Annotated in this window: 21 protein-coding genes and 5 pseudogenes; 18 read left to right on the forward strand and 8 right to left on the reverse strand. The window is 68.6% G+C overall.

Annotated elements, in window-relative coordinates:
• Nucleotides 1–277: 277 nt before the first annotated feature.
• Nucleotides 278–610 carry a hypothetical protein gene (locus tag KPL60_RS21735; protein WP_226367026.1) on the reverse strand — a complete coding sequence of 111 codons (333 nt, stop codon included), beginning with the start codon at nt 608–610 and terminating at the stop codon, nt 278–280.
• Nucleotides 611–1,293: 683 nt separating this feature from the next.
• Nucleotides 1,294–1,407: pseudogene (locus KPL60_RS21740) on the reverse strand (transposase); the annotation flags it as partial.
• On the opposite strand from KPL60_RS21740, the pseudogene KPL60_RS21745 reads away from it, so the two are divergent.
• Nucleotides 1,393–2,173: pseudogene (locus tag KPL60_RS21745) on the forward strand (IS256 family transposase); the annotation flags it as partial. The pseudogenes KPL60_RS21740 and KPL60_RS21745 overlap by 15 nt on opposite strands.
• A 76-nt stretch (nt 2,174–2,249) precedes the next feature.
• Here the strand turns inward: KPL60_RS21745 and KPL60_RS21750 are convergent.
• Both KPL60_RS21750 and KPL60_RS21755 read right to left on the reverse strand, forming a co-directional pair.
• Nucleotides 2,250–2,735, reverse strand: coding sequence for a hypothetical protein (locus tag KPL60_RS21750; protein ID WP_226367027.1), 486 nt, complete (start codon nt 2,733–2,735; stop codon nt 2,250–2,252).
• The gene (locus KPL60_RS21755; protein ID WP_226367028.1) at nt 2,732–4,240 is read right to left on the reverse strand and encodes a hypothetical protein; all 1,509 of its coding nucleotides are present in this window, start codon (nt 4,238–4,240) and stop codon (nt 2,732–2,734) included. Before KPL60_RS21755 ends, KPL60_RS21750 begins: the two co-directional genes overlap by 4 nt.
• A 233-nt stretch (nt 4,241–4,473) precedes the next feature.
• Here KPL60_RS21755 and KPL60_RS21760 point away from each other — a divergent pair, with 233 nt between their 5' ends.
• The 4 genes and pseudogenes from KPL60_RS21760 to KPL60_RS21775 form a co-directional block, all read left to right on the forward strand.
• Nucleotides 4,474–4,746 (forward strand): hypothetical protein, encoded by a 273-nt coding sequence (locus KPL60_RS21760; RefSeq protein WP_226367029.1) that lies wholly within the window; start codon nt 4,474–4,476, stop codon nt 4,744–4,746.
• A 51-nt stretch (nt 4,747–4,797) separates the two neighbouring features.
• A pseudogene (locus KPL60_RS21765) lies at nt 4,798–5,746 on the forward strand (IS3 family transposase); the annotation flags it as partial.
• A 139-nt stretch (nt 5,747–5,885) separates the two neighbouring features.
• A complete protein-coding gene (locus tag KPL60_RS21770; RefSeq protein WP_226367080.1) occupies nt 5,886–7,187 on the forward strand; it encodes an IS30 family transposase in 1,302 nt (433 codons plus the stop codon).
• A 7-nt stretch (nt 7,188–7,194) separates the two neighbouring features.
• Nucleotides 7,195–7,511: pseudogene (locus KPL60_RS21775) on the forward strand (integrase core domain-containing protein); the annotation flags it as partial.
• 41 nt (nt 7,512–7,552) lie between these two features.
• Here KPL60_RS21775 and KPL60_RS21780 read toward each other — a convergent pair.
• Nucleotides 7,553–7,902 (reverse strand): annotated as a pseudogene (locus KPL60_RS21780) (IS5/IS1182 family transposase); the annotation flags it as partial.
• A gap of 676 nt (nt 7,903–8,578) precedes the next feature.
• Nucleotides 8,579–9,127 carry a hypothetical protein gene (locus tag KPL60_RS21785; protein WP_226367030.1) on the reverse strand — a complete coding sequence of 183 codons (549 nt, stop codon included), beginning with the start codon at nt 9,125–9,127 and terminating at the stop codon, nt 8,579–8,581.
• A gap of 111 nt (nt 9,128–9,238) precedes the next feature.
• Between KPL60_RS21785 and KPL60_RS21790 the strand changes: the two genes are divergently transcribed.
• A complete protein-coding gene (locus KPL60_RS21790) occupies nt 9,239–9,571 on the forward strand; it encodes a hypothetical protein (RefSeq protein ID WP_226367031.1) in 333 nt (110 codons plus the stop codon).
• Nucleotides 9,572–9,878: 307 nt separating this feature from the next.
• Here the strand turns inward: KPL60_RS21790 and KPL60_RS21795 are convergent, their stop codons facing one another.
• Nucleotides 9,879–10,811, reverse strand: coding sequence for a GNAT family N-acetyltransferase (locus KPL60_RS21795; RefSeq protein ID WP_226367032.1), 933 nt, complete (start codon nt 10,809–10,811; stop codon nt 9,879–9,881).
• 1,027 nt (nt 10,812–11,838) lie between these two features.
• Between KPL60_RS21795 and KPL60_RS21800 the strand changes: the two genes are divergently transcribed.
• Together KPL60_RS21800 and KPL60_RS21805 are read left to right on the forward strand one after the other, a co-directional pair.
• Nucleotides 11,839–12,126 carry an AbrB/MazE/SpoVT family DNA-binding domain-containing protein gene (locus tag KPL60_RS21800; protein ID WP_226367033.1) on the forward strand — a complete coding sequence of 96 codons (288 nt, stop codon included), beginning with the start codon at nt 11,839–11,841 and terminating at the stop codon, nt 12,124–12,126.
• Nucleotides 12,123–12,569 carry a type II toxin-antitoxin system VapC family toxin gene (locus KPL60_RS21805; RefSeq protein ID WP_226367034.1) on the forward strand — a complete coding sequence of 149 codons (447 nt, stop codon included), beginning with the start codon at nt 12,123–12,125 and terminating at the stop codon, nt 12,567–12,569. The genes KPL60_RS21800 and KPL60_RS21805 overlap by 4 nt, the downstream gene beginning before the upstream one ends.
• 668 nt (nt 12,570–13,237) lie before the next feature.
• On the opposite strand, the gene KPL60_RS21810 is transcribed toward KPL60_RS21805, so the two are convergent.
• Entirely contained in the window at nt 13,238–14,521 is a 1,284-nt protein-coding gene (locus KPL60_RS21810; protein ID WP_226367035.1) for a hypothetical protein, read from the reverse strand.
• 661 nt (nt 14,522–15,182) lie between these two features.
• Here KPL60_RS21810 and rfbB point away from each other — a divergent pair.
• From rfbB to KPL60_RS21860, 10 genes are all read left to right on the forward strand, one after another.
• Nucleotides 15,183–16,190, forward strand: coding sequence for a dTDP-glucose 4,6-dehydratase (gene rfbB / locus KPL60_RS21815; protein ID WP_226367036.1), 1,008 nt, complete (start codon nt 15,183–15,185; stop codon nt 16,188–16,190).
• Entirely contained in the window at nt 16,187–16,528 is a 342-nt protein-coding gene (locus KPL60_RS21820) for a TcmI family type II polyketide cyclase (RefSeq protein WP_226367037.1), read from the forward strand. The genes rfbB and KPL60_RS21820 overlap by 4 nt, the downstream gene beginning before the upstream one ends.
• Nucleotides 16,525–16,839 carry an antibiotic biosynthesis monooxygenase gene (locus KPL60_RS21825; protein WP_226367038.1) on the forward strand — a complete coding sequence of 105 codons (315 nt, stop codon included), beginning with the start codon at nt 16,525–16,527 and terminating at the stop codon, nt 16,837–16,839. Before KPL60_RS21820 ends, KPL60_RS21825 begins: the two co-directional genes overlap by 4 nt.
• Nucleotides 16,840–16,898: 59 nt before the next feature.
• Complete coding sequence (locus KPL60_RS21830; RefSeq protein WP_226367039.1) at nt 16,899–18,281, forward strand: NDP-hexose 2,3-dehydratase family protein; 1,383 nt, start codon at nt 16,899–16,901, stop codon at nt 18,279–18,281.
• Nucleotides 18,278–19,543: a beta-ketoacyl synthase gene (locus tag KPL60_RS21835; protein ID WP_226367040.1), complete on the forward strand. Its 1,266-nt coding sequence runs from the start codon at nt 18,278–18,280 to the stop codon at nt 19,541–19,543. The genes KPL60_RS21830 and KPL60_RS21835 overlap by 4 nt, the downstream gene beginning before the upstream one ends.
• Before the next feature lie 8 nt (nt 19,544–19,551).
• Nucleotides 19,552–20,712 carry a beta-ketoacyl synthase N-terminal-like domain-containing protein gene (locus KPL60_RS21840; protein WP_308016805.1) on the forward strand — a complete coding sequence of 387 codons (1,161 nt, stop codon included), beginning with the start codon at nt 19,552–19,554 and terminating at the stop codon, nt 20,710–20,712.
• A gap of 51 nt (nt 20,713–20,763) precedes the next feature.
• Entirely contained in the window at nt 20,764–21,036 is a 273-nt protein-coding gene (locus KPL60_RS21845; protein ID WP_075334875.1) for an acyl carrier protein, read from the forward strand.
• A 36-nt stretch (nt 21,037–21,072) separates the two neighbouring features.
• Nucleotides 21,073–21,525 carry an SRPBCC family protein gene (locus tag KPL60_RS21850; RefSeq protein WP_226367041.1) on the forward strand — a complete coding sequence of 151 codons (453 nt, stop codon included), beginning with the start codon at nt 21,073–21,075 and terminating at the stop codon, nt 21,523–21,525.
• Nucleotides 21,522–21,953: a cupin domain-containing protein gene (locus KPL60_RS34805; protein WP_226367042.1), complete on the forward strand. Its 432-nt coding sequence runs from the start codon at nt 21,522–21,524 to the stop codon at nt 21,951–21,953. The genes KPL60_RS21850 and KPL60_RS34805 overlap by 4 nt, the downstream gene beginning before the upstream one ends.
• Before the next feature lie 177 nt (nt 21,954–22,130).
• Entirely contained in the window at nt 22,131–22,838 is a 708-nt protein-coding gene (locus KPL60_RS21860) for an AfsR/SARP family transcriptional regulator (RefSeq protein WP_226367043.1), read from the forward strand.
• Nucleotides 22,839–22,840: the final 2 nt, after the last annotated feature.

Genomic DNA, 22,840 nt, shown 5'->3' on the forward strand with positions numbered 1-22,840 from the left:
TCCGGTCGGCCGGTCGGGCCGACCGGATGACGGAATAGCTGGTGAAGGCTGTGTTTTGTCAGGGGTCACTGAGACTCCAGCGAGCTACGGAACCGAGGCGCGCTCGTAAGGCGGAGCAGACGTCGGTTCGCTTGGACAGATCAGACGTCGCGCCCGCCGGGTGATGCCGTCGCAGATCGAGCTAAGGGGCAAGGGGACCTCGTCCACTGCTCGACGCGGGCGATCACGCGCGGGTCAGAGGACCCGTGCGGCGCGGGGATGGGCAGTCTTCAGCGGCCTATGTCCGGCTGATGCACAACTCGCTGAGGCGAACAGGCGTTGCGTATAGGCTCTCGGTCGGCAGCTGTCGCGCTGTTCTTTCGACCGGCGATTCATTGATCTCCGACTCGAGCCCGGCCGGTCCGATCATGTCGGGATCGGTGGAGGCCGAGCTGCCGACGAATCCGTCATGGAGGCTTTGGTGCGCTGCGGTACAGATCGGGTCCGGCGTTCCGTCGCCGTCGCCACCCGTCTCGAGAACGATCTTGGACGGGCTGGCGGCGGCCGTCCGCTCGGAGAGCTCATCGGTCGCTCCCACGTGCAGGACCAGACCCGCCAGGAAGAGCAGCACGACGAGCGGGAACCAGCCCGGAACAACAGAGCGACGCATTGGCCGATGCAGACGGCGGCCCAATCGCCGTTGCGCTGCTCGGCCCATCACCCCTCGGAGGCTAGCAGTGCCCCGGCCGACCGGATCCGGCCGACCGTCCAGGCCGCGGCGCAAGGCGACCGGCACAGCAGTAGTCGGCGCGGCGGCCGCTACTCACGCTCCGTCCGACCGGTGTCACGCTCCGCTCGCCGCCGCGAGCCTGAACCGAGCAACCCTCGAGATCCCATGCACGTCCTGGCATGTGACGATCAGGGTGGTTCGGGTGGGTTCGGACCGCAGCGAGGAGGTTCAGTGGTCGGCAGGCGCTCATTTCGGCGAGGCTCACGACGAGGCGTCGCCCTCGTGATGGGACTGACAGCGGTCGTAGGAGTAGGTATGGCCGGGTCCGCCGCCCCCGCCCGCCCCGCCCCCCGCCCGACGCGGCGCAGGCACATACCCACCGGTGCCCTTGAGCACGGTGAACACCGACCCAGGTGGGCGCAGGATCGCCCGAGCGATCTCGGAGATCGACTCGCCGCGTCCCCAACCGGTCCCACAGCTGCTGCCTATCCTCGTCCGACATCCCCGGACGACCCAACTTCGCCAACGCCAGCACCTCCACCATGACCATCTACCACGGTGCTGCGCTGACCGGTTGAGTCCAAGACCTCGGACTTCGAGATCCCGGAGTCGGCGCCGAGGGCCTTGACCAGGTCGTCGACCTTGCGGGTCGACACGCCGTGCAGGTAGGCCTCCATCACCACCGCGAACAATGCCTGGCTGAGCAGGCCTTCCCGTATGTGTTCCTGGACGCGACCTATTGCAAGGCCCGGGTCAACCACCGCGTCGTCTCACAAGCGGTCGTGATCGCCACCGGCGTGCGCGCCGACGGCTGGCGCGAGGTCCTCGGGTGCGCCGTCGGCGACAGCGAGGACGGGCGCGTTCTGGACGGCGTTCCTGCGCAGCCTCAAGGCCCGCGGCCTGGGCGGGGTGCAGCTGGTCATCTCTGATGCACACACCGGCCTCAAGCAGGCCATCTCCGCAGTCCTGCTCGGCGCGGCCTGGCAACGCTGCCGGGTGCACTTTCTGCGCAACGTGCTGGCCCAGGTCCCGAAGGGCTCCGCGGAGATGGTCGCCGCGGCGATCCGCACGATCTTCGCCCAGCCCAAGGCCGACATGGTCCGCGAACAGCTCAACGTCATCGCCGGGATGCTCGGGCGTCAATCGGCGAAGGTCGAGACGATGCTGCGTGACGCCGCGCCCGACCTGTTGGCGTTCGCCGACTTCCCGGTCGCGCACTGGAAGAAGATCTGGTCGACCAATCCGTTGGAGCGGTTGAACAAGGAGGTCAAACGCCGCACCGACGTGGTCGGAGTGTTCCCAAACCCGGAGGCACTGTTCCGCTTGGCCGGCGCGGTCCTGATCGAGGCCCACGACGAATGGCAGGCCACCGATCGCCGCTACCTCGGCGAGACCACTATGGCCCTGCTCGCGCCACCTGTTCCCGCCGAGGAGGTGGCCACACCGGAACTCATCACGGCATGATCTAGACCGCAGAGACCCTCGCGGCCGATCTACACCACCCGAGGGGACGCGGCCCCCCGGTCCTGGTATGTCGCCATCACCGCTTCTCCTCGTCATGCAAGGGGAGCTGGCGACGCGGTCGGCAGTCGGGGCACACCGGCCCGTCGAGGCGCCAGCCCGCGGCGGTGAGCCACTGCTGGGCGGCTGTGGGGAGTGCGTCGTCGGGGTCGGCAGGGTCGGCGGCGAGGTCGCCGACCAGTAGTGGGCCGTCGCCGCAGCGCAGGCAGGTCAGGTCGGCGATCGGGCCGGCGGGCGGGCAGGTGCGGCAGTAGCGCGCGGTGGTCGGGCCGGTGGGGCCGGGGACGAGCCAGACTGCGCTCATCAGGATGTGCTGCAGGGGGTCGGTCGGGGCCTGGCCGCACTGGTCGCAGCACAGGGACTGCTCCCGGCCGGGGCGCGCGGGGGAGGCCATCACCGGGCGCGCCGCCGAGCTGGAGTCCAGTGCCCTGGAGTCCAGCGCCCTGGGGGCCTGTGCTCTGGGGTGCTGCGGGCGCGGGGAGGGGCTGGGGGAGAAGGCGTTCACGGGAGGTCTCCTGAGGCGTCGGAGGAGTCGCCGGGCGCGGGCTTCGTGGGCTGGGTGGGGCTGGGGCGGCGTTGCGCGGCGCGGGGCCTGGCTCGTCGTGCACCGGCAGGGCGCGACGAGCCAGCAGCCCCGGCCTCGCTGCTCCCGTCGACGGCGAGGTCGACGTTGTCGACGTCGTCGTCCGCGGCGCCGGGGCTGGCGCTGTCGGTGTGGTCGAGGTCCTGCTGCGCCGTCCGGCCGGCGGACCGACGTCGTGCTCGGGCCAGCTCGGTGCGCAGGTCGGTGAGCTGGGCGTCGTGGCGGGTCTCGGCGTCGGCGAGGCGCTGTTCGCCGTAGGCGCGTTCGCGGTCGAGGTCGTGGGCGAGCTGCTCGCGCAGCGCGGCCAGGCCGCTCTCCGCCGCGGCGCGTCCGGCCCGGTGCTCGGCGGCCTGCTCGCGGACCTCGTGCAGCTCGTCGGCCAACCGCGCGCGGTCGGTCTCGGCCCGGTCCAGGGTGCGGCGCACCGCGGCCAGCTCCGCGGCCGCGGTGTCGCGTCCGGCGGTGAGCGACTCGATGTGCCGGCGGGCTTCGGCGAGTTCGGTCTCGGTGCGGGAGTGCTCGCGGGCCAGGGTCTGCAGCTCGGCGGTGACCCGGGCGGCCTCCGCGGCCGCGGTGTCGCGCGCGGCGATCGCGGTATCGCGTTCAGCAGTGACCGTGTCCTGCTCGGAGTGGACCGCGGCCAGCTCGGTGTCGCGCTGCTCCAACGCGGCGCGGAGCTGGGCGGCCTCGGCCTCGAGGGCCTCGCGTGCGGCGATCGCGGTGTCGCGGGCGAGCTCGGCGGAGTCGCGGGCCTCGGCAGCGTCGACGGCCTCGGCATCCGAGGCGGCCGCCGATCGGCGCGCGGCCGCGGCGTCGTCGCGGGCGGCGCGTGCCTGGGCGCGGGCCTCGTCGGTCGCGGCCTGGGCCTGGTCGATCTCAGCACGCGCGGCGCGCCGGACAGCGGCGATCTCCGCGGCGACCGCGTCGGGATCGGCCAGGGTGCCCAATGCCTCGCGCAGCTCTGCACCGCTCACCTCCAGGCGCGCGATGAGGGCGGTGACCTGCTCGGCGACGGTCTGTCCTGCGCGGGCGATCGGCCGGGCAGGGGCGTCGTCGGGCTCCCGACGCCGGCGAGCCGGGACACCGCCGTCCACGACCCGCTTGGCGTTGACCCGGTCGTGCATCACCCCGTCCACGACCTGGTAGCAGTACTTCGGCGGCCGCCCGGACCCGGCGTACTCCATGCTGTTCGCGCAGCCCCCCGGGAACTGGCACGCCACCAGCTCCAGCGTCCCCGTGCGGGCCCGCCCCGCCGGACCGCCGGCCCCGGGCGACGCGGTCTCGCCGGACTCGACCGGCCCGGTGCCCGCCGACGCGCTCCCCGGCGGCCCGGCACTGCCCGGCGCCCCAGCAGTCGGAGCGGCCGGTGTCGCCGCGGTGTCGCCGTTGCGGTCGGCCGGCTCGGCGGGGGAGGGCTGCTCACTCACCATCCTAGGCTAGCGTTTTCGTATCGTTCCGTCAATCGTATCGTTGCAACGAAACGAAACAGAAGGGCATCTACTTGGCGGGATCATCCAGCGATGACCAGATGGCCGCGGTGTACTCTTTCACGAAGGAGTGGTATTCTCTTCTCTTGCTCAACAAGAATAAATGAGTCAAATCTTTCCCGAAGATTGTTCCCGAAGACTGAACGGCATCAGGGATGCGTAGGATCCGATTGATGAACGAGTACGGCGTCCGATTTCCGGTGTGGGGTGAGATTGGGCCCGTCGATTCTGTCGACTGCGCGATAGAAGCTGAACTCAGTGTGGATCTGCACGAGTGGGCTTCAATATTCAATACCCACTTCGATCACATCGCGGGCTGGGATGACTTGGGAGTCGCCGCCGAACACATGGCTCGTGGAGCGGCCTTACGCGACCGGCTCCAGGTTGCCCTTGGCTCCGATTGTTGTGTCGTTCTAAGCCAGTGGGAGCATGGAGTTCCCGATTGAGCCGCTCTGGGTCCGGTGGAGACTCCTGGCCTTGGAAACGAGGATGGAGTCATGCCGTCAGAACGAACTGCGGGCAAGCCCACGACGCGGCGGTACTCGCCGGAGGAGAAGGCCGCGGCGGTGCGGATGGTCCGCACCCTGCGCGCTGAGCTGGGACACGATCACGGCGTGGTGAAGCGGGTGGCCGATCAGCTCGGTTACGGCGCGGAGTCGGTGCGGTTGTGGGTGCGCCAGGCCGACATCGACGATGGCCACCAGCCCGGCGTGTCCACGGACGAGGCGTCCCGGGTGCGTGAGCTCGAGCAGGAGGTCCGGGAGCTGCGCCGGGCCAACGAGGTGCTCAAGCGGGCTGCGAGTTTCTTCGGGGCGGAGCTCGACCGCCAGTACCGCAAATAGTGGAGTTCATCGACGCCCACCGTGACGAGGTCGTGGAGGGGCGCCGGCTCGGGATCGAGCTCATCTGCCGTGTGCTGCAGGTGGCCCCGAGCAGCTACTACGCGTCCAAGACCCGCCCGGCCTCGGCGCGGGCCAGGCGGGACGCCGAGCTGACCCCGCTGCTGGTCGGGTTGTGGGAGAACAACTACCGCGTCTACGGGGCGCGCAAGCTGTGGAAGGCGGCGCGGCGCGCCGGCCTGGATGTCGGGCGTGATCAGGTCGCCCGCTTGATGCACACGGTGGGGATCGAGGGCGCGCGCCGGACGAAACGGGTCCGCACCACGCGGGCGGATCCGGTCGCGGCCCGGCACCCGGACCTGGTCGAACGCCGGTTCCGGGCCGAGGCGCCGAACCGGTGTGGGTCACCGACCTGACCTACGTGCCGACCTGGGCCGGCGTGGCCTACGTGTGCTTCATCATCGACGCCTTCTCACGGATGATCGTGGGCTGGCGGGTCGCCGGGCACATGCGCACCAGCATGGTGCTCGATGCGCTGGAGATGGCCCGCTGGTCGCGCGGTGCCCGGCTACCGGATCTGCGCTGTCACAGCGATGCCGGAGCCCAGGGCGGATTCAACCGGTCGTCGCAACACCCTGATCCCGAAGGAGTCCAGGGTGGCGACGGACGACTGGAGCAAGAGGACCAGCGATGCGCCCGAGGGGCTTCGCCGGCAGTGGCGTGCTGATCGGGCCCTGCGACCGCCGATGCGCTCGCCCGGGCGGCCTGAGCCCTCCCGTGCGGTGCAACGGGAGTTTTGGCGGCAGATCGCAACGGGCATCACCTCAGCCGAGGCGGCGCTGAAAGTGGGCGTGTCCGTCTCGCTGGCCGAGCCCAGCAGCCGCTACTTGTCCTTTGAGGAACGCGAGGAGATCGCGATTCTGCACGCCAAGAACAAGGGAGTGCGCGAGATCGGCCGGGCGATCAGGCGTGATCCAGGGACCGTTTCTCGCGAGCTACGCCGCAACGCGGCCACACGGGGAGGGAAGCCGGAGTACCGAGCGCTGGTGGCGCAGTGGAAGGCCCAGCAGGCGGCGAAACGACCGAAGACCGCGAAGCTCGTGATCAACGAGAGGCTGCGGGAGTACGTGCAGCAGCGGCTCGCCGGTAGCGTGCGCCGGCCAGATGGCAGCGTCGTCGTCGGCCCGCAGCCGCCGGCATGGAAGGGCCTGAACAAGCCGCATCGGCAGGATCGACGGTGGGCGACCGCGTGGAGCCCGGAGCAGGTTTCGCACCGTTTGAAGGTCGATTTCCCGGATGATGAGTCCATGCGCATCAGCCACGAAGCGATCTACCAGTCGCTGTTCATCCAGGGCCGTGGCGCGCTCAAACGCGAACTCGTCGCCTGCCTGCGAACAGGCCGTGCACTTCGGCAGCCGCGGGCTCGAGCACAGAATCGCCCGCACGGCCACGTCACCGACGATGTCGTATTTTCGAAGCGCCCCGCCGAGGCGGCGGACCGTGCCGTTCCCGGGCACTGGGAGGGTGACTTGATCATCGGCACCGGTCGCTCCGCGATCGGCACGATCGTTGGACGCAAGAGCCGCTCGACCCTGCTGGTGCACTTGCCGCGGCTGGAGGGCTGGGGTGAGATCCCGCCGGTCAAGAACGGTCCCGCGCTGGGCGGATACGGCGCCGCAGCGATGAACGCCGCCCTGACCGTGTCGATGACGACGCTGCCCAGACAGCTCCGCAAGACGCTCACCTGGGATCGCGGCAAAGAGCTCTCCGGACACGCCCAGTTCGCGCTCGAGACGGGCACGAAGGTGTTCTTCGCCGACCCTCACTCACCCTGGCAGCGGCCGACGAACGAGAACACCAACGGGCTTCTTCGACAGTACTTCCCGAAGGGCACGGACCTCTCGCGCTGGTCCGCCGAGGACCTCGAAGCCGTCGCTCTCACGCTCAACAACAGGCCCCGAAAGAGGCTCGACTGGAAGACTCCCGCCGAGGTGTTCGAGGAACAGCTACGCTCACTCCAACAACCCGGTGTTGCAACGACCGGTTGAACCCAGGCAGTTCACATCGGTGCGCTACGGCGAGCGCCTGGCCGAGATCGGTGCGGTCCCGTCGATTGGCAGCGTCGGGGACTCGTTCGACAATGCGCTGGCGAGACCGTGAACGGCTACTACAAGGCCGAGCTCATCCGCGGTCCCACCCGAGACGGTCGGTGGAAGACCGTCGAGGACGTCGAGCTCGCGACGCTGGGCTGGGTGCACTGGCACAACCATCAGCGCCTGCACGGCTACCTCGACGACCGGCCTCCGCACGAGTACGAGCAGGCGTTCTACGCTGCCCACCGGGACGACCAACACCCGGTCGGAATCCCATAGCGCGGGTCTCCATCAGACCCAGAGCGGCTCAGTCCGAGCGCGCGGCACCGGTCGGTGGCGATCAGGGTGGCGTCGAGACTCACATGGGTGTGGCCGGCTGCGCGGGCGGCGAGCAGGGCGCCGTCGACAGCAGGTCGCCGTGGAGACCGGGCGCGGCTGAGGCGAGGACGTCGATGCCTTCGTGCAGGTAGCGGTAGGCGGTCGCAGTGCTGACCTCGTTGTCGGCTGCCAGGCCTACCACCCGGTTCGCGTCGAGGAACCATCGCAGAACCAGCACCGCCTGACCGAGCGGATCCAGAGCCCGGCGGCCGGCTCGGGTGCCGCGGCGGGCGCGTTCGCCGGCCAGGAGCCGGGCCAGATAGCGCACGGTGGATACCCCGATCGGGAGCACACCGGTGTAGGTGACAGGATCGGGCACGCAGGACCTCGGTAGCGGAGTCGATCTTTGGTCGGACCGACCTGATCTACCGGGGTCCTGTCCAGTCTCCGGTCATTTCACCGCCCTCGGTGTGTCGCCAGGACCTGTCACCGCCCTACTGAGAACACCTCAGTGCCCATCCCGCCGGACCTCAGCCCGGCGTGTCGGACCAGAACCACCGTTCCTTGCGCAGGCCCTGCGTGGGTTCGGGCTTTGCTCTGAACGAACCTGGCGGGTCGAGTAGCTCGATCAGGTGTGACAGACACGGTGGGCTCGTCGATTCGGTAGCGCTCCAGCAGGCGAGAGATCGCGGCCAGTCAGCGTCACGCAGACGGCGAGAAGTAACTCCGGGGGCGCGGTGAGGTGGGCGCTCGACAGCGCCGTCCTACGTGGGTCTGCCCGCTGCGGCACCGATTGACGTTGTGCGGGTTGGCGTAGGGGCTGGCCGGACGACCCGGTGCGGCACGGCCGACGTACACCGCACCGTCCGGGGACCTGTCCATGGAACAGAGCGCCGTGGACTCGGACTCGCGTCGGGCTCCGGACCAGCTCCACCGGCAGCTCTGTGAGTGACGTTAACGTCGAGGTCGCCGTGGCCTCGTCCTTGTGGCGCTGGTTCTGGGCGAGGGTGAGGTTCGTGACCGGGTGCTCACCTCACTCGCAGGATCTCGTTGGTGAACCAGCTGTCGAGGCGGCCGCCGTGGTCGCGGCTGCTCACGACGATCCCGATCTCGAGATCGAGTGCCAGCTCGACGCCATCGGGTAGTTCCCCGGGCTGTGCTGTCCAGTCTTCGCCGTGTTCAAGCCGTTCTGAGGCTTCTGAGAAGATCAAGGGACAGCACGAGCAGATCGGGGCGTAGCCCGGCACCGCGCGGGCGAGGAAGGAGACGACCCGCCGGCCGAAGAGCTCACCATCTCGTGGATCGATGATCGTGACACCGGTGGTGAGCTCGTAGGGATCCAGCATCGCCGACCACTGGTAGTTGGTCGGGTACGGCTCCAACGGGCGCACAGTCCACGACGAGGGCGGTGCACCGCGCTCCTGGATACGCTGGCCGTCATCGAGCCGTACCCCATCAAGCTCGCCGTGCCGCAACCACGCGCGCACACTGATGTCGTTGGAGCGATGAACCAGCTCGAGTTCGGCCCATCGACCAGGTGCCGACGCTGCCAACTGACATACATTCTCAGGGGTCACCCAAGAATACTACCTTCTTTCAACAGCAGCGTTCAGTCGCCGACGGCGCGGGTCAGCAGTCAACCCGCTTACCGTTGATAATGCTGATTCCCGCTCGGGCATACTGGACAGGTGCTGGCATTGAAGACGTTTCAACGTCTCGATCGGGTCATTCAGTTGCATGAGGAGGGCGTCCTCGTCGGGAGCTGGGACACGGTACTCGGCGGCCTGGAACGCGCCTATGAATGGATGGTGGAGACGATGGACACCCACCGCATCGACACAGGGGGGAACCCTCCGATCTGGGCCTGGTCAGGCACGCTGCGGCTGATCGATGCTTACCTGCTATTCGACGAGACTCACGAGCTTAGCACTGGCTACGCCGTCATCACCTTCAACGCCTCATCTGACCTCGTCCTGCTCGGCGGCTACACCACCTTTGCAACCTTCTCGACCCAGCCATGACAGATCACGAGATTCGAGCCTGGCGGCCGAACCGTCGTTCACCACAGAGTCCGCATCCAGAGCGGGCTTGCTTGCCTTTCCTGAAAAGTGAACGGGTCTCCAATACTGCCCTGCTCTCCACCGCGGGATGGGAACTGTTAGGCCTTGAGACGGTCATCAGAATTAATGGAGCTCTCGGCAAGTCTGCCCTGTCTGGCCGTAAGGCTACTTTTCTTCAAGGCGCACTCGCTACCCGGCCCCGTGTTGATGGAATGAGCTTGGCTCCGATGCAGGACAGCGTCCGGGCAGGGGTCAAGCCCAGGAAGTGTCAGCCGGTTACACTGTTGGCATTGCGGATGAGCTGCTGAAGGACCTTTACAGTGGTGATATAGTCGGCGCCGTCGATGCCGTTATGGAGTCTGGCGCGTAGCTCGGGCCCCCTACGTAAGAGTTCTGCAATTATGCGACAGCCCGTTTCAGTAATCCGGTACTTATTCTCTCCGTCTTTGTTCTCCTTGGTTAGCCAGCCGCGTTGGACGAGACCTTCGGCCTCCACCGTCAGGTTGTCTTCGGAGATGGAGGAGATAGGCAGGCTCGCCCGCATCTCGGACATGGTCTTTCCTTGGCATTCGGAAGTGGGGCCACTCTCCGACAGGGCGCACAGCAATAAGAACTGCTTCCTGGTGTACTCTTCACCGGTTCGCTGAGCTTTTGCAAAAGCAACGAGCGCCTCATGAGTGACACCGGTCCAATAAACTGCTGATTGACAAGCAAGATCCGTATCTGACAGATGCGCGTGCATCATTCTGGTCGACTTCAAGGTAGTGTCTGAGTTGGTGGCCTGCGGGTGCGACGCTAGCGCGTCTTCGGTGGCGGAGAGCACCATCCTCAATGATGCTAACTCGAATCCGCATCCGACCCAGAAGTTCTGCACGGTGTAATCGTGAAGCCAGGTTTCCAGATGAATTAGGCTGGCATCGTGATCTTGCAACCACTTAATCGCGGCTGTGGCCAATGCCGAGCCTGCGCCACGTCGTCGCGACTCGGGCGCGACATACAGAGTCTCGATCTCGCCGTCGCGGCCAGGCACAACTTCATCTTCGGGCTTCACCTCTCCGTTGACGAATCCGACAATGTCGCCATCGTCATCGGCTACCAGGCAGAAGTACCGGTCCCCGTTTGCGCTCCGCGCTAGAAGCGTCGCGACGTCGTCGCTCTCTTCAGCAGTCATGGTATTGCCGCCTGCTAGCTCCAGACTCATAGCATCCCATAATCGCGTCACTGCGGCGCTTTCTTCGCGACGGATACGACGTACTTCTATCGACATTATCCCTTCATCTCTGTTCGATTCTTGATTCGAATCCAGGTCTCAAGGCACTCGATTCTCGAGGTCGCCGGATCGTCAACCCTGTCAAGATGATTCGTCGATCTGATCTCACTCCGCGGAGTCATAGCGGGCCACTAGTCGGTGCGGGCACCGAGATTCGATGACGCAGTTGGGTAGCGTTCCGTCGTCTACCACCTCGTACTCGTAAGACTTGTCGCCGTTTAACGGGAACTGAGCGACACGCTGCTCATCAAGGAGCACGCTAAGATCCATGGAAGTCATGGTAGCGAGCTGTTCCTGAGAGTCGGATGTCGCGTGGATCACACCACGGTCGTGCCTTGCCGTACTCGGACGGGGCCGGCGAACGTGGTGATCTCCTCATCGTCGGTCCGGGTTGGCGAAGCGCGCGGCAGCCACAGCGTAGCTCTGGCAGAGCTTCGCGGGTTGGCGATCCACGCGCGCGCCGCGCTCGGTCTGTGACGACCGCCAGCGCGACGGGCAGCCATGGGCAATGGAACGTTGGGCGGGCCGATAATCTGAATTATGACAGTCCAACCAATAGCGAGCGGCATCCGTTGGCGACTACTCGTCCACCTTCCACCTCCGCGGGGTCCCCGATTGCCGACGAGCCGTCTGGACAGAGAGTCCGGGTCCGCTGCAACGCGTATCGGGGCGACGTCTCGAGCCCGAAGACACCGGAAGCATCCGGCACCCCAGGTGAACGAGCACCGCTTGCTCGGCTGGCTCGGCGCTGATTGCCGTGATCAGCGCAGCGGCTGTTGCAGCGGGTCGGGCGTGGGGCGGGATCATCCGGCACGGAATGTCGTCTAGCAGAGGAGCGTGCTAGGCGACAAAAGCAAAGTTATGTTGCGTAGCAATGGGTTGCGGGTCTGTAGCCCTCCTTGTCGTTGGACGGGGCGGCCTGACAGATCTCGGCCATACCTGCGGTACGCTTGCTGGTATGTCGGAGCAGGTGGACGATGCGGGACGTACCGAGGTCGTCGTCAATCGGGACGGCCGGATCCTGATCCCCGCGCAGGTACGTCGTGATCTGGGGTTGGCTGCCGGGTCGACGTTGTTGCTGTCGGTCGAGGACGGGCGGGTGGTGATGGAGTCCCGGGCGCAGCTGGTCGCGCGGATGCGCCGAGAGATCGCCGCGGAGTGGCAGGGCGACCCGCAGGACTCGGCCGCCGACGAGCTGCTCGCCGAGCGCCGGGCCGAGGCCGCGACCGAGGACACCTCCTCGTGACCGGGCCGGACCGGCCGGCGGCCAGCGACTCCCCTGGCTCCCCTGACTCCCCCGCCTCCCGCGGCCCGGCGGTGCTGGACGCCTCTGCGGTGCTGGCCTGGCTGCGCGCCGAGCCGGGCGCCGAGGTGGTCGAGAGCTACCTCGAGGCGGCGGTGATCTCGGCGGTGAACCTCTCGGAGGTCTACCAGAAGCTGGCCCAGCGCGGCGTCGACGCCGACCGCACCCTGCGCCAGCTACGCGCCCTGGGGATCGGCGTTGAACCGCTCACCGGCGCCGACGCTGTCACCGCCGCGACCCTGTGGCCGGCCACCCGCACCGCCGGACTCTCGCTCGGCGACCGGTGCTGCCTGGCCCTGGCCACCCGCCTCGCCGGACCCGCGATCACCGCCGACACCGCCTGGACACAGCTCGACGTCGGCGTGACGGTCGTACCCATCCGCTAGGCTCACGGATGCACCACCGTGCACCCGTCGAGCTGAGACAGCTGAGAGGTCGGCTTGCTCGGCTACCTGCTGGGCAGACATGTAGCTCGGCGCGGGGCGGATGACGTCCCGGACCTTCTGCAGCGTCGGAGTCTCGGTCCGCGGTGAGTCGACCGCCTGGCCAGGTGCGATCAGCGGGAAGAAGCGCCCGACCTGCTCGGTATCGAGGACCTCCAGGTATCCGGTCTGGGTCACGAGCTCAGCCCGCTGCCGCCATAACGAGGCCTGCGTGGCGAGCTGCTCCTCGCAGAGCGGCAAGGTCAGACATGACACCACTCCAAGCCGTACCCCCGCGAGTACGAGTGCCAGGGTCGGACGTGTGGCGACCAGTACAAGATCGCACTGGTGTCGGCCCTCGTCGCGGAGCCGCCGAAGGTCATCGATCGACTGATACTCGTGACCGTCACAGAGGTACATCACGATGTCGGGCCGGAGGGCTTCCGCTTGCCGCAGCATCTCGGCAAGGCTCGTAGCTGATCCGACCACCTGGACCTTCCTGGCAATCTGGCGGCGTAGGTCGGCCGGTATCGGCTGAACACTCCCGATGATCACGCGCGGTGGAGGCTGCGACGAGATTGCGCGGCACGGCCGTGTTTCGTGGGCGGGGGCCACGAGCGGCGACTTGTACATCAGCGGACCTCCCCATCCCTGTAGCGGGTATCGGCGCTCGCACAAGTTCCGGCGTCGATGTCGCTGTCGACGGTTGGGGTTGAGGTCGCGGCCTCCTCGAGAAGTCGGCCGCTGAAGGTGCGGGTGTTCGCGATCGACGCGGCCAGGCCGAGAGCGGCGGCGATCGGGGCGATGATGAACGCCGGTATGGCGCCGAGCCGGTCGGCGAGCAGACCGGCGCCAAGCTGGCCAGCTGCGGTGCCGATTGGTCCGCCAGCGCACAAGACGGCCATAGCAGTCACCATGGGCGGCAACGGTGTCTGGGCTTCGGTCAGTGAGTACAGGGTGACCATGTAGGGGCCGACAGCCACGCCGGCGGCCGCGATCGCGACCGGCAGCAAGCCGGCCGCTGCGCCCCAGAGGAGCACCAGCATCCCCAGCACCAGGGCGAGAGGGAACAGCCAGCGGCGTAGGCCGAGGCTGAACCCTGGAGGCAGCCAGGCACACGCCGCGCCCGCGACCGCACTTCCGATCCCGAGCTCGGCGAAGTACAGACCTGCCAGCTGAGGGGTGCCCTCTTCCGCCGCGTAGGCAGCGACGCCGGTCTGTACCGCCCCGAAGATCGCCCCGGCGCTGACCATCGCCACGGTCAGTGCCATCAGCGACGGCCAGTGCAAGCTGGTCCCGGCCCTGTTCGCATCCGAGCTCGGGACCGGCCCGGCGGCCGCGGACGACCTACCTGTCGTGGGCTCGCTGGAACCGGCCCCGGGAGTGGCGTCTTCGCTTGGCAAGTCTGCGTACTGGCGAGCGAGCGGGGCGGCCGCGACCACGAGCAGAACTGCGGCGCCAAGTAGCGGGCCTGCCTGCGGGAACCCCCACGCGGCGGTAGGCACCAGGAGAAGGACACCCACCAGGGTCGGCCCGAGGACGAAGCTGGTCTCGTCAGCGGCCCCCTCGTATGACATCGCGGTCCGGATGAGGTGAGCGTCGCCGCTCCGTAGCTGCCCGGACCAGTGCACCCGCACCAAGGGGCCAACCTGCGGTTGAGTCAGCCCAACGAGGACCGCAGCACAGACGATGACGACTGACCCGGCTCCACGGCTGGCGAGCAGCAACAGCACGATGCTGGCTGCGTTGAGCAGCGCCGCCCAGAACCCGATCCGGCGCGGCGGGACCCATCGTGCCACCGCACCTACGCACAGACCGCCTAAGGCGATAGCGATGCTCTGCGCGCCCGCGGCGAGCCCAGCGAAGGCGAAGCTGCCGGAACTTGCCTGCAGCAGCAAGATCGTGCCGAGAGGCACGATCGCATACGGAAGGCGCCCGACGAGAGCTAGAGCTGGGAAGGTCGGGCGCGCTGAACGGAAGAATCGACGGTAGGACATCGGCGTCTCCTGGCCACAGCAAAGAGACGCGCCTACCCAGCCACCAGACGCGTGCCGTTCCCGATTCTGTCCGCAACGCTACCGCCCGACGGCCGAGCCGGCACCTGGATACGACACGGTCGTAGCGCCGTGACGACGATCGATCAGCGCGCCGGCACCACGGCGCGGGCCAAGCCAGGCTCGCGGACAAACCGGCAGGAACGCGTTGCCGACCCGGCACAAGCGGTACGCCCGCCGAGAGTTGGACCGAGGTCGAGGCGGAGGCGCTGCTCAGCTGTCGGTGGATGCCGGCCGTGACTGGGGTAGCTGACGGAGCCCGACAACGGATCACGCACGTAGCAAACTGATCCGGTCTCCAGAACAAGCGGTTGTGTGCGACCGCAGAGGTCGGGGCGCTGGTTCAGCGTTTTCGCGGCGGTACTGCCCCATCCCGAGCACTGGCCCCGGGCGTTCCACTGCCCGCTCCTGGGTCTGGGTTCGGTCCGAGAAGGGCCGTCGATCCTGTCTCCAGCGTCCGTCGAGACGCCCGTGTGACCGTTCGTGACGCCGAACGCACCGCGTCACGAACGGAGCGCCACCGATGGTCCGATATCTCGTCACCGGCGGAGCCGGTTTCATCGGTTCACATCTCGTCCACGAGCTGCTCGCCGCCCGGGCGGACGCCGAGGTCGTCGTCCTCGACCGGCTGACCTACGCCGCCGACCCGGACGGCCTCCCCACGCACGAGCCCCGGATGACGTTGGTGGTCGGGGACGTCGCAGACGCGTCGCTGGTGCGGGACCTCTGTGCAGGCACCGACGTTGTCCTGCACCTCGCCGCGGAGTCGCACGTGGATCGGTCCATCGCCGATGGCTACGGATTCGTCCAGTCCAACACGCTGGGGACCGCCGTCGTTCTCGACGCCTGCCGCGCAACCGGGGTGCAGCGGATCGTGCACGTCTCCACCGATGAGGTGTACGGCTCGATCACCGCCGGGCGCTGGACTGAGGACGCACCGGTCGACCCGCGCTCGCCGTACTCGGCGTCGAAGGCGGGAGCCGACTTGCTGGCGCTGGCCCAGCACCGGACGCACGGCCTGCCGGTGCTCGTCACCCGGTGCTCCAACAACTACGGCCCGGGGCAGTACCCGGAGAAGCTGGTTCCGCTGTTCGCCACCCGGCTGCTCGACGGATTGGATGTCCCGCTCTACGGGGACGGCCGCCACGTCCGGGACTGGCTACACGTGCGGGACCACTGCCGGGCCCTGCTGCTGCTGGCGGAGCGAGGCACGCCGGGCGAGATCTACAACATCGGTGGCGGGACCGAGCTCACCAACCGCGAGCTGACCGGGATGCTGCTCGAGTTCACCGGCGCCGGATCCGAGCGGATCCGGCCGGTCCCCGACCGGCCGGGGCACGACCTGCGCTACGCGGTGGACGACTCCAAGGCCCGCGCACTCGGGTACCGGCCGACATGCGATCTCCGGTCGGGACTGGCCGCGACCGTCGCGTGGTACCGGGACAACCGCGGCTGGTGGGAGTCGCGACGGCCGGCATCCATCCCTCTCGACCGGGCGCGCGCACTGAGCTACCCGGAGCCGGTCCGATGAGCGACCGTCCGGTGGAGCGCACCCTGATGGTGGCCCGGATGCCGGTCGGGCGAGCCGAGCAGGTCGCCCGCCTGTTCGCCGAGTCGGATGCGACTGGTCTGCCACAGCGGATGGGGGTCCGGCACCGGGCGCTCTACTCCTTCCACGGGGTCTACGCGCACCTGATCGAGGCCGAACCCGGTCTGGCGGACCGCATCCGCCGGGCGCGGGCCGAGGACCCCGGGTTCGGTCGGATCAGCGCCGCGGTCGATGCGCTGGTCGAGCCGTGGGACCCCCAGACCTGGCGCGGTCCGCTGGACTCCCGGGCCACGAGCTTCTACCGCTGGAGCCCGGAGTGAGCGCCGGATTCCGCGCCGTGATCGAACTGGAGATGACCGGAACCGACGCCGTCCGTTTCGTCGCCGAATGGCCCCGGATGGCCGAGGAGGTCGCCGAGGCGCCGGGATGCCTCGAGCAGTGGTTGTTCGGGCCGGACCGGGACGGAGTGGTGATCATGAGCGACTGGGTGGACGAGGACGCCTTCCATGACTTCGAGGCAGGCCCCGTGCACGCGGCGCACCGCACCCGGATCGCTTCGGTCCGGACCGGGGGCCGATTCCGCGGGCTACGCACGACCGCCGCCCATCAGGTGAGAGAGGGCCGACGGTGATCGTCCGACCGCTACCCCACCAGCCCGGCAGCGCCGGGACGGCGGGAAGCGGACTCGCGTTGGCCCGATCGGCCCTGTCCGACGCCGCGACCGCCGAACGCCGGTCCGCCACGCTCGGCTGGCTCGCCGACCGGGCACGGGAGCGGCCGATGACGGTCCGCCGCACTCCGCTCGACGAACTCGACGGCTGGAGAAGCGACCCGGCGACGGGGACGATCCGACACCACACCGGGCGGTTCTTCTCAGTGGAAGGGGTGGAGGTCCGGGTCGACGGTGGCGCGGTGCCCTGCTGGCGGCAACCGATGCTGAACCAGCCTGAGATCGGGATCCTGGGGATTCTCACCCGGACCGTGGACGGAGTCGCACAGTTCCTGCTCCAAGCCAAGGTCGAGCCCGGCAATCCGCGGGGCTATCAACTGTCCCCGACGGTTCAGGCGACACGGTCCAACTACACCGGCGTCCACAACGGACGCCCGGTCCGCTACCTGCAGCACTTCCTGCAGCGCGGCGGACACCGGGTCATCGCCGACGTGCGACAGTCCGAGCAGGGTGCGTGGTTCCTACAGAAGCGCAACCGAAACATGATTGTCGAGGTCGGAGCCCAGGTCGGCGCCGAAGCCGGTTTCCGGTGGTTCACCCTGGCCGAGATCCACCACCTGCTCGCTGTCGAGAACATCGTCAACATGGACAGCCGCACGGTGTTGTCCTGTTTGCCCGTCGGTGTGGACGCGGTGCCCGCCCGCGACCGGTTCACCGCAGCGCTGCAGGCGTCAATGGCTCGCACCGACGGCCGGCACGACATGATGACGGTGCTCAGCGCCGTCACTGAGGCCCGGACCAGCACCGAGACCAGGACCCGTCCGGTCCCCCTGCGCGAGACCACCGGCTGGATCCGCCGCGACGGACGCATCCGGCACGAGAGTGGAGCGTTCTTCGAGGTGGTCGGGGTCGACGTGCGCGCAGCGGGTCGAGAGGTCGACGGCTGGTCACAGCCGATGTTCGCGGCCCGCGGCCGGGGCCTCGCCGCGTTCGTCGTCAACGAGACGTCCGGGGTGTTGCACGTGCTCGTGCAGCTGCGCGCCGAGCCCGGCCTGGTCGACGTCGTCGAGCTGGCCCCGACCGTGCAGTGCACCCCGGCGACACTGCAGTCCCTGCCGGCGCTCCCGGCGCCGCCGCTGCTTGACCTGGTGGAAAAGGCCCCAGCTGCGGACGTCCGATTCGACTGTGTGATGGCCGAGGAGGGCGGCCGCTTCCTCGACACCGAGACCCGCTACACGGTCGTCGAGACCACAGACCCGGCCGAGCCGCCCGGCTACCTCTGGGTGACCGTCGGCCAGCTGCAGGAGCTGCTGCGGCACAGCCACTACCTCAACGTGCAGGCCCGCAGCCTGGTCACCTGCCTGCACAGCCTGTCGACCCCCGCGCCGAGGAGGACACTGTGAGTCGACGCGTTGCCGTCACCGGGATCGGCGTGGTCGCACCCGGGGGTATCGGGACAGCAGCCTTCTGGGACCTGCTGACGGACGGCCGGACCGCGACCGGCACCATCACCCACTTCGATCCGGCCCCGTTCCGGTCACGGATCGCGGCCGAGTGCGACTTCCGCCCGGCCGAGTTCGGTTTCAACGGCGAGGAGACGACCAGGCTGGACCGGGCCGTGCAGTTCGCGCTGGCGGCAACGGCCGAGGCGCTGTCGGACAGCGGTGTGCGCCCGTGGTCCGAGCCGGAGCGCTGGGGGGTCGTCCTCGGGAGCGCGGTCGGGGCCACCATCGGGCTGGACCGCGAGTACGAGCGGGTCAGTCACGGCGGCTCCCGCTGGATCGTCGACCACACCCGCGCGGTGTCGCACCTCTACGACTACTTCGTTCCCAGCTCGATGCCCGCCGAGATCGCCCGCCGGTACGGAGTGCTTGGCCCGGTTACGATGATCTCCGCCGGCTGCACCTCCGGTCTGGATGCGGTTGCCCACGGCGCCGAGCTGGTGCGCGAAGGCAGCGCCGATACGGTTCTGGCTGGCGCGAGCGACGCGCCGATCTCGCCGATCACAGTGGCCTGCTTCGACGCCATCAAGGCGACCAGCTCCCGCAACGACGACCCGGCGACGGCATCCCGGCCGTTTGACGGGACCCGCGACGGGTTCGTCCTGGGTGAGGGCGCGGCGATGTTCGTCCTGGAGGACCTGGAGGCGGCCCGTCGGCGCGGGGCGAGGGTGTACGCGGAGATCGTCGGGACTGCGTCGCGGTGCAACGCCTACCACATGACCGGGCTGCGGGCCGACGGCCGCGAGCTGGCGGAGGCGATCACCGCCGCGCTGGACGAGGCCCGCTGCGCACCGGACGACGTCGACTACGTGAACGCGCACGGCTCGGGGACCCGGCAGAACGACCGGCACGAGACGGCCGCAGTGAAGAAGGCACTAGGCCCACACGCGTACCGGGTCCCGATGAGCTCGATCAAGTCGATGGTCGGGCACTCGCTCGGTGCCATCGGTGCCATCGAGCTGGCCGCATGCGCGCTGGCCATCGACGACCAGGTCGTACCGCCCACCGCGAACCTGACCACTCCCGACCCGGAGTGCGACCTCGACTACGTGCCGCGGATCGCCCGTGACCAGGAGCTGGACCGGGTGCTGAGCATCGGGTCCGGGTTCGGCGGCTTCCAGAGCGCGGTGCTCCTCGCCAGGGACGGGGTGCAGGACAGGTGAGGGCACTGGTGACAGGGATCGGCGTGCTCTCCCCGGTGGGGATCGGTGTCGAGGAGCACTGGGCGAGTGTTCTGGAGGGCCGCTGCGGGATCACCGAGCTGGACCGCTGGGACGCCTCGGGTTACCCGGCGGGACGGGCCGGACTGGTGTCCGGGTTCGACCCGGCCGAACACGTCTCGCCCCGCCTGATGCCGCAGACCGACCACATGACCCGGATGACACTCGCCGCCGTCGACGAGGCGCTGCAGGACGCCGGCCGGATCGGCACCCGCCCGGAGTACGCGATGAGCGTGGCGACGGCGGCCTCGGCGGGCGGGTACGAGTTCGGGCAGCGGGAGCTGGGCAAGCTGTGGTCGCAGGGGCCCGGGCACGTGAGCGCATACCAGTCGTTCGCCTGGTTCTACGCGGTCAACACCGGTCAGATCTCGATCCGGCACGGGATGCGCGGCCCGTCCGGCGTCGTCGTCGCCGACGACGCGGGAGGGCTCGACGTGCTGGCGCAGGCCCGGCGGCATCTGCGGCGTGCCAGCACGCTCGTCGTCACCGGCGCGGTCGACTCGAACGTCTGTCCTTGGGGCTGGGTCGCGCACCTGGCCGGCGGCCGCGTCAGCGGCGAGCGCTACCGGCCGTTCGACCCCGACGCCGACGGCAGCATTCCCGCCGAGGGCGGTGCGATCCTGATAATCGAGCCGGACGGGGAGGTCGACGGCACGCAGGTGTACGGCTGCATCGCTGGCCACGCCGCGACCTTCGAGGGGGCGTCCGAGGCGCCGGGCTCGGCGCTGGGCCGTGCCGCCGAGGCAGCACTGAAGGACGCCGGGCTGGGCCCGTCGGACGTCGACCTGGTCCTTCCCGACGCGGCCGGGGTGCCCGCGCTCGACCAGGCGGAGCGGGACGCGCTCGTCGGGCTGTTCGGCAGGCGCGGCGTGCCGGTCGCCGTACCGAAGACCGCGACCGGCCGGGTCGCAGCCGGGACCGGGCCCCTCGACGTTGTGCACGCGCTGCTCGCGCTGCGCGACGGCGTCGTGCCGCCGGCGACTGGGCTGCGTCAGCCGCCCGACGACCTGGATCTGGTGCTGGACACGCCGCGCCCAGCGGCACTGTCCACCGCCCTGGTGCTCGCGCGCGGCCGTGGCGGGTTCCACTCCGCCGTCGTCGTGACCCGTTAACCCCACCGACGGCCGACCCGGCCGCCGGACCCACCGAGGAGAGGATCCGTCATGGACCGCACCACCACCCCCGAGCAGGAGAAGCTGGACGCTCCGTTGCTCGCCGAGCTGATGACCCGCGCGGCGGGCGCCCCGGAGTCCGTCCCGGGGGATTTCCTCGACGCACCGTTCGAGGACCTCGGCTACGACTCGCTCGCGCTGCTCGAGACGGCCGGTCTGATCCAGGCCCGATGGAGCACCGCGCTCCCGGACGCGGTCGTGGTCGAGGCCCGCACACCGCGCGAGCTGATCGCGCTCGTCAACGACGCGATCGCCAGCCGCTGAGCGTCGATCCACAGTTGCCGGAGGAGGGACACTGACATGGCAGGTCGAACCGACAACAGCGTCGACATCGCGGCGCCGATAGACCTCGTGTGGGACATGACCAACGACGTCGAGTCCTGGCCGACTCTGTTCTCGGAGTATGCCGCCGCCGAGATCGTCGAACGGCGGGGCCCGACTCTTCGGATCCGGTTGACACTGCATCCGGACCCGGACGGGCGGGTCTGGAGCTGGGTGTCGGACCGCACGCCCGACCCGGTGACCCGTTCGGTACGGGCGGAGCGGGTGGAGAAGGGGCCGTTCGAGTACATGCAGCTGCACTGGACCTACGAGGAGATCCCCGGCGGCACCCGCATGCGGTGGCGGCAGGACTTTGCGGTCCGCGCGGACGCGCCCTTCACCGAGGAGGCGATCACCGAGCGGCTGAATCGCAACACGGCGGCGCAGATGGGCGTAGTCCGGGACAACATCGAGCGGCGGGTGACGGCGTGAGCACCGACTCCACCGCGGGCGTTCCGGCCTTTCCTGCGGAGCGACCGGCCGAGCCGGTCACGGTCGTCCGGACCGACGACGTCAGCCCACTCCCGGGCCGCGGGGCCGACCTGCGGATCGTCCTGAGCCCGCGCTCCGGTGGGGCGCAGGAAGGGTTGCTCGTGATCGCCACGATCCGGCGCGGTGAGAGTGTCACCGAGCACTACCACCCGTACTCGGAGGAGCGGGTCACCGTGCTGGGCGGGGCGATGGAACTCACCGTCGGGGAGCATCGCCACGAGATCGGTCCCGACAGCTCGTTCGTGATCCCGCGCGGCATGCGGCACCGGATGACGTGCCTCGGGGACGCCCCGGTCCGGGCCGTTCTGACGATGTCGCCACTCGCTCCCAGACCTGAGTGGGGACACGTCGACACTGAGATGACGTGAATCGAAAGATCAACTGAACAAAACCGTTCATCTAACTGTGTTGTGCATCATACTCGATCGGGTCGAAATGTTGCAAAGGTGCGGGTAAATTCTCTTCTGTCGGGAAGATATCGATTTGGGGGATTCGTGCGGTATCGGGTACTCGGTCGAACAGTGGTGTCCGGAACGCACTCTCCGGTGGAGGACCTTCCGCCGAAACCCCGAGTCGTGCTTGCACTATTGATCATCAACATCGGTCGGGTTGTTCTCGTCGACGAGCTGGCCGACGAGGTGTGGGGTGATCGGCCACCGGCCACGGCGGTGACCACTCTGCAGACCTACGTGTACCGCCTCCGTCGCATGTTCGGGCGGCAGGGCGGTCCGGAGCTGCTGACCCGGCCGCTCGGCTACGAGCTCGTCGGCGAGCCCTCCGACGTGGATATGTACCGCTTCGTCGAACACGTCACTCTGGCCCGCCGGGACGCCGCACCGGAGGCCGTCGCAGCGTCCGCGCAGAGCGCGCTCGACCTCTACCAGGGTGAGCCGTTCGCCGACGTCCGGCCAGGACCCCGCATCCGGGCCCAGCGCGAGCGGCTGGCCGAGATGCGGATGTGCGCGAACGAACTGCTCATCCTGTCGGGAATCACGACGGGCCGGCACCGAGAGGCCGTGGAACAGCTCCGGCCGCTGGTCCGGGAGAACCCGCTGAACGAACTCCTGAACGGTTACCTCATATTCTCCCTCGCCGCCGCGGGCCGCCGTCAGGACGCGCTCGGTGTGTACTCGGTGCTGCGCGACGGAATGATCGAGGAACTCGGACTCGACCCCTGTGAGCCATTGGTGCGGCTGCACCGCCAGGTGTTGTCCGACGGCGATCTCACGCTGCCGTTCGCGGACACCCGGTGAGG

The organism is Pseudonocardia sp. ICBG162, from assembly GCF_020496225.1.
GTDB classification, from domain to species: domain Bacteria; phylum Actinomycetota; class Actinomycetes; order Mycobacteriales; family Pseudonocardiaceae; genus Pseudonocardia; species Pseudonocardia alni.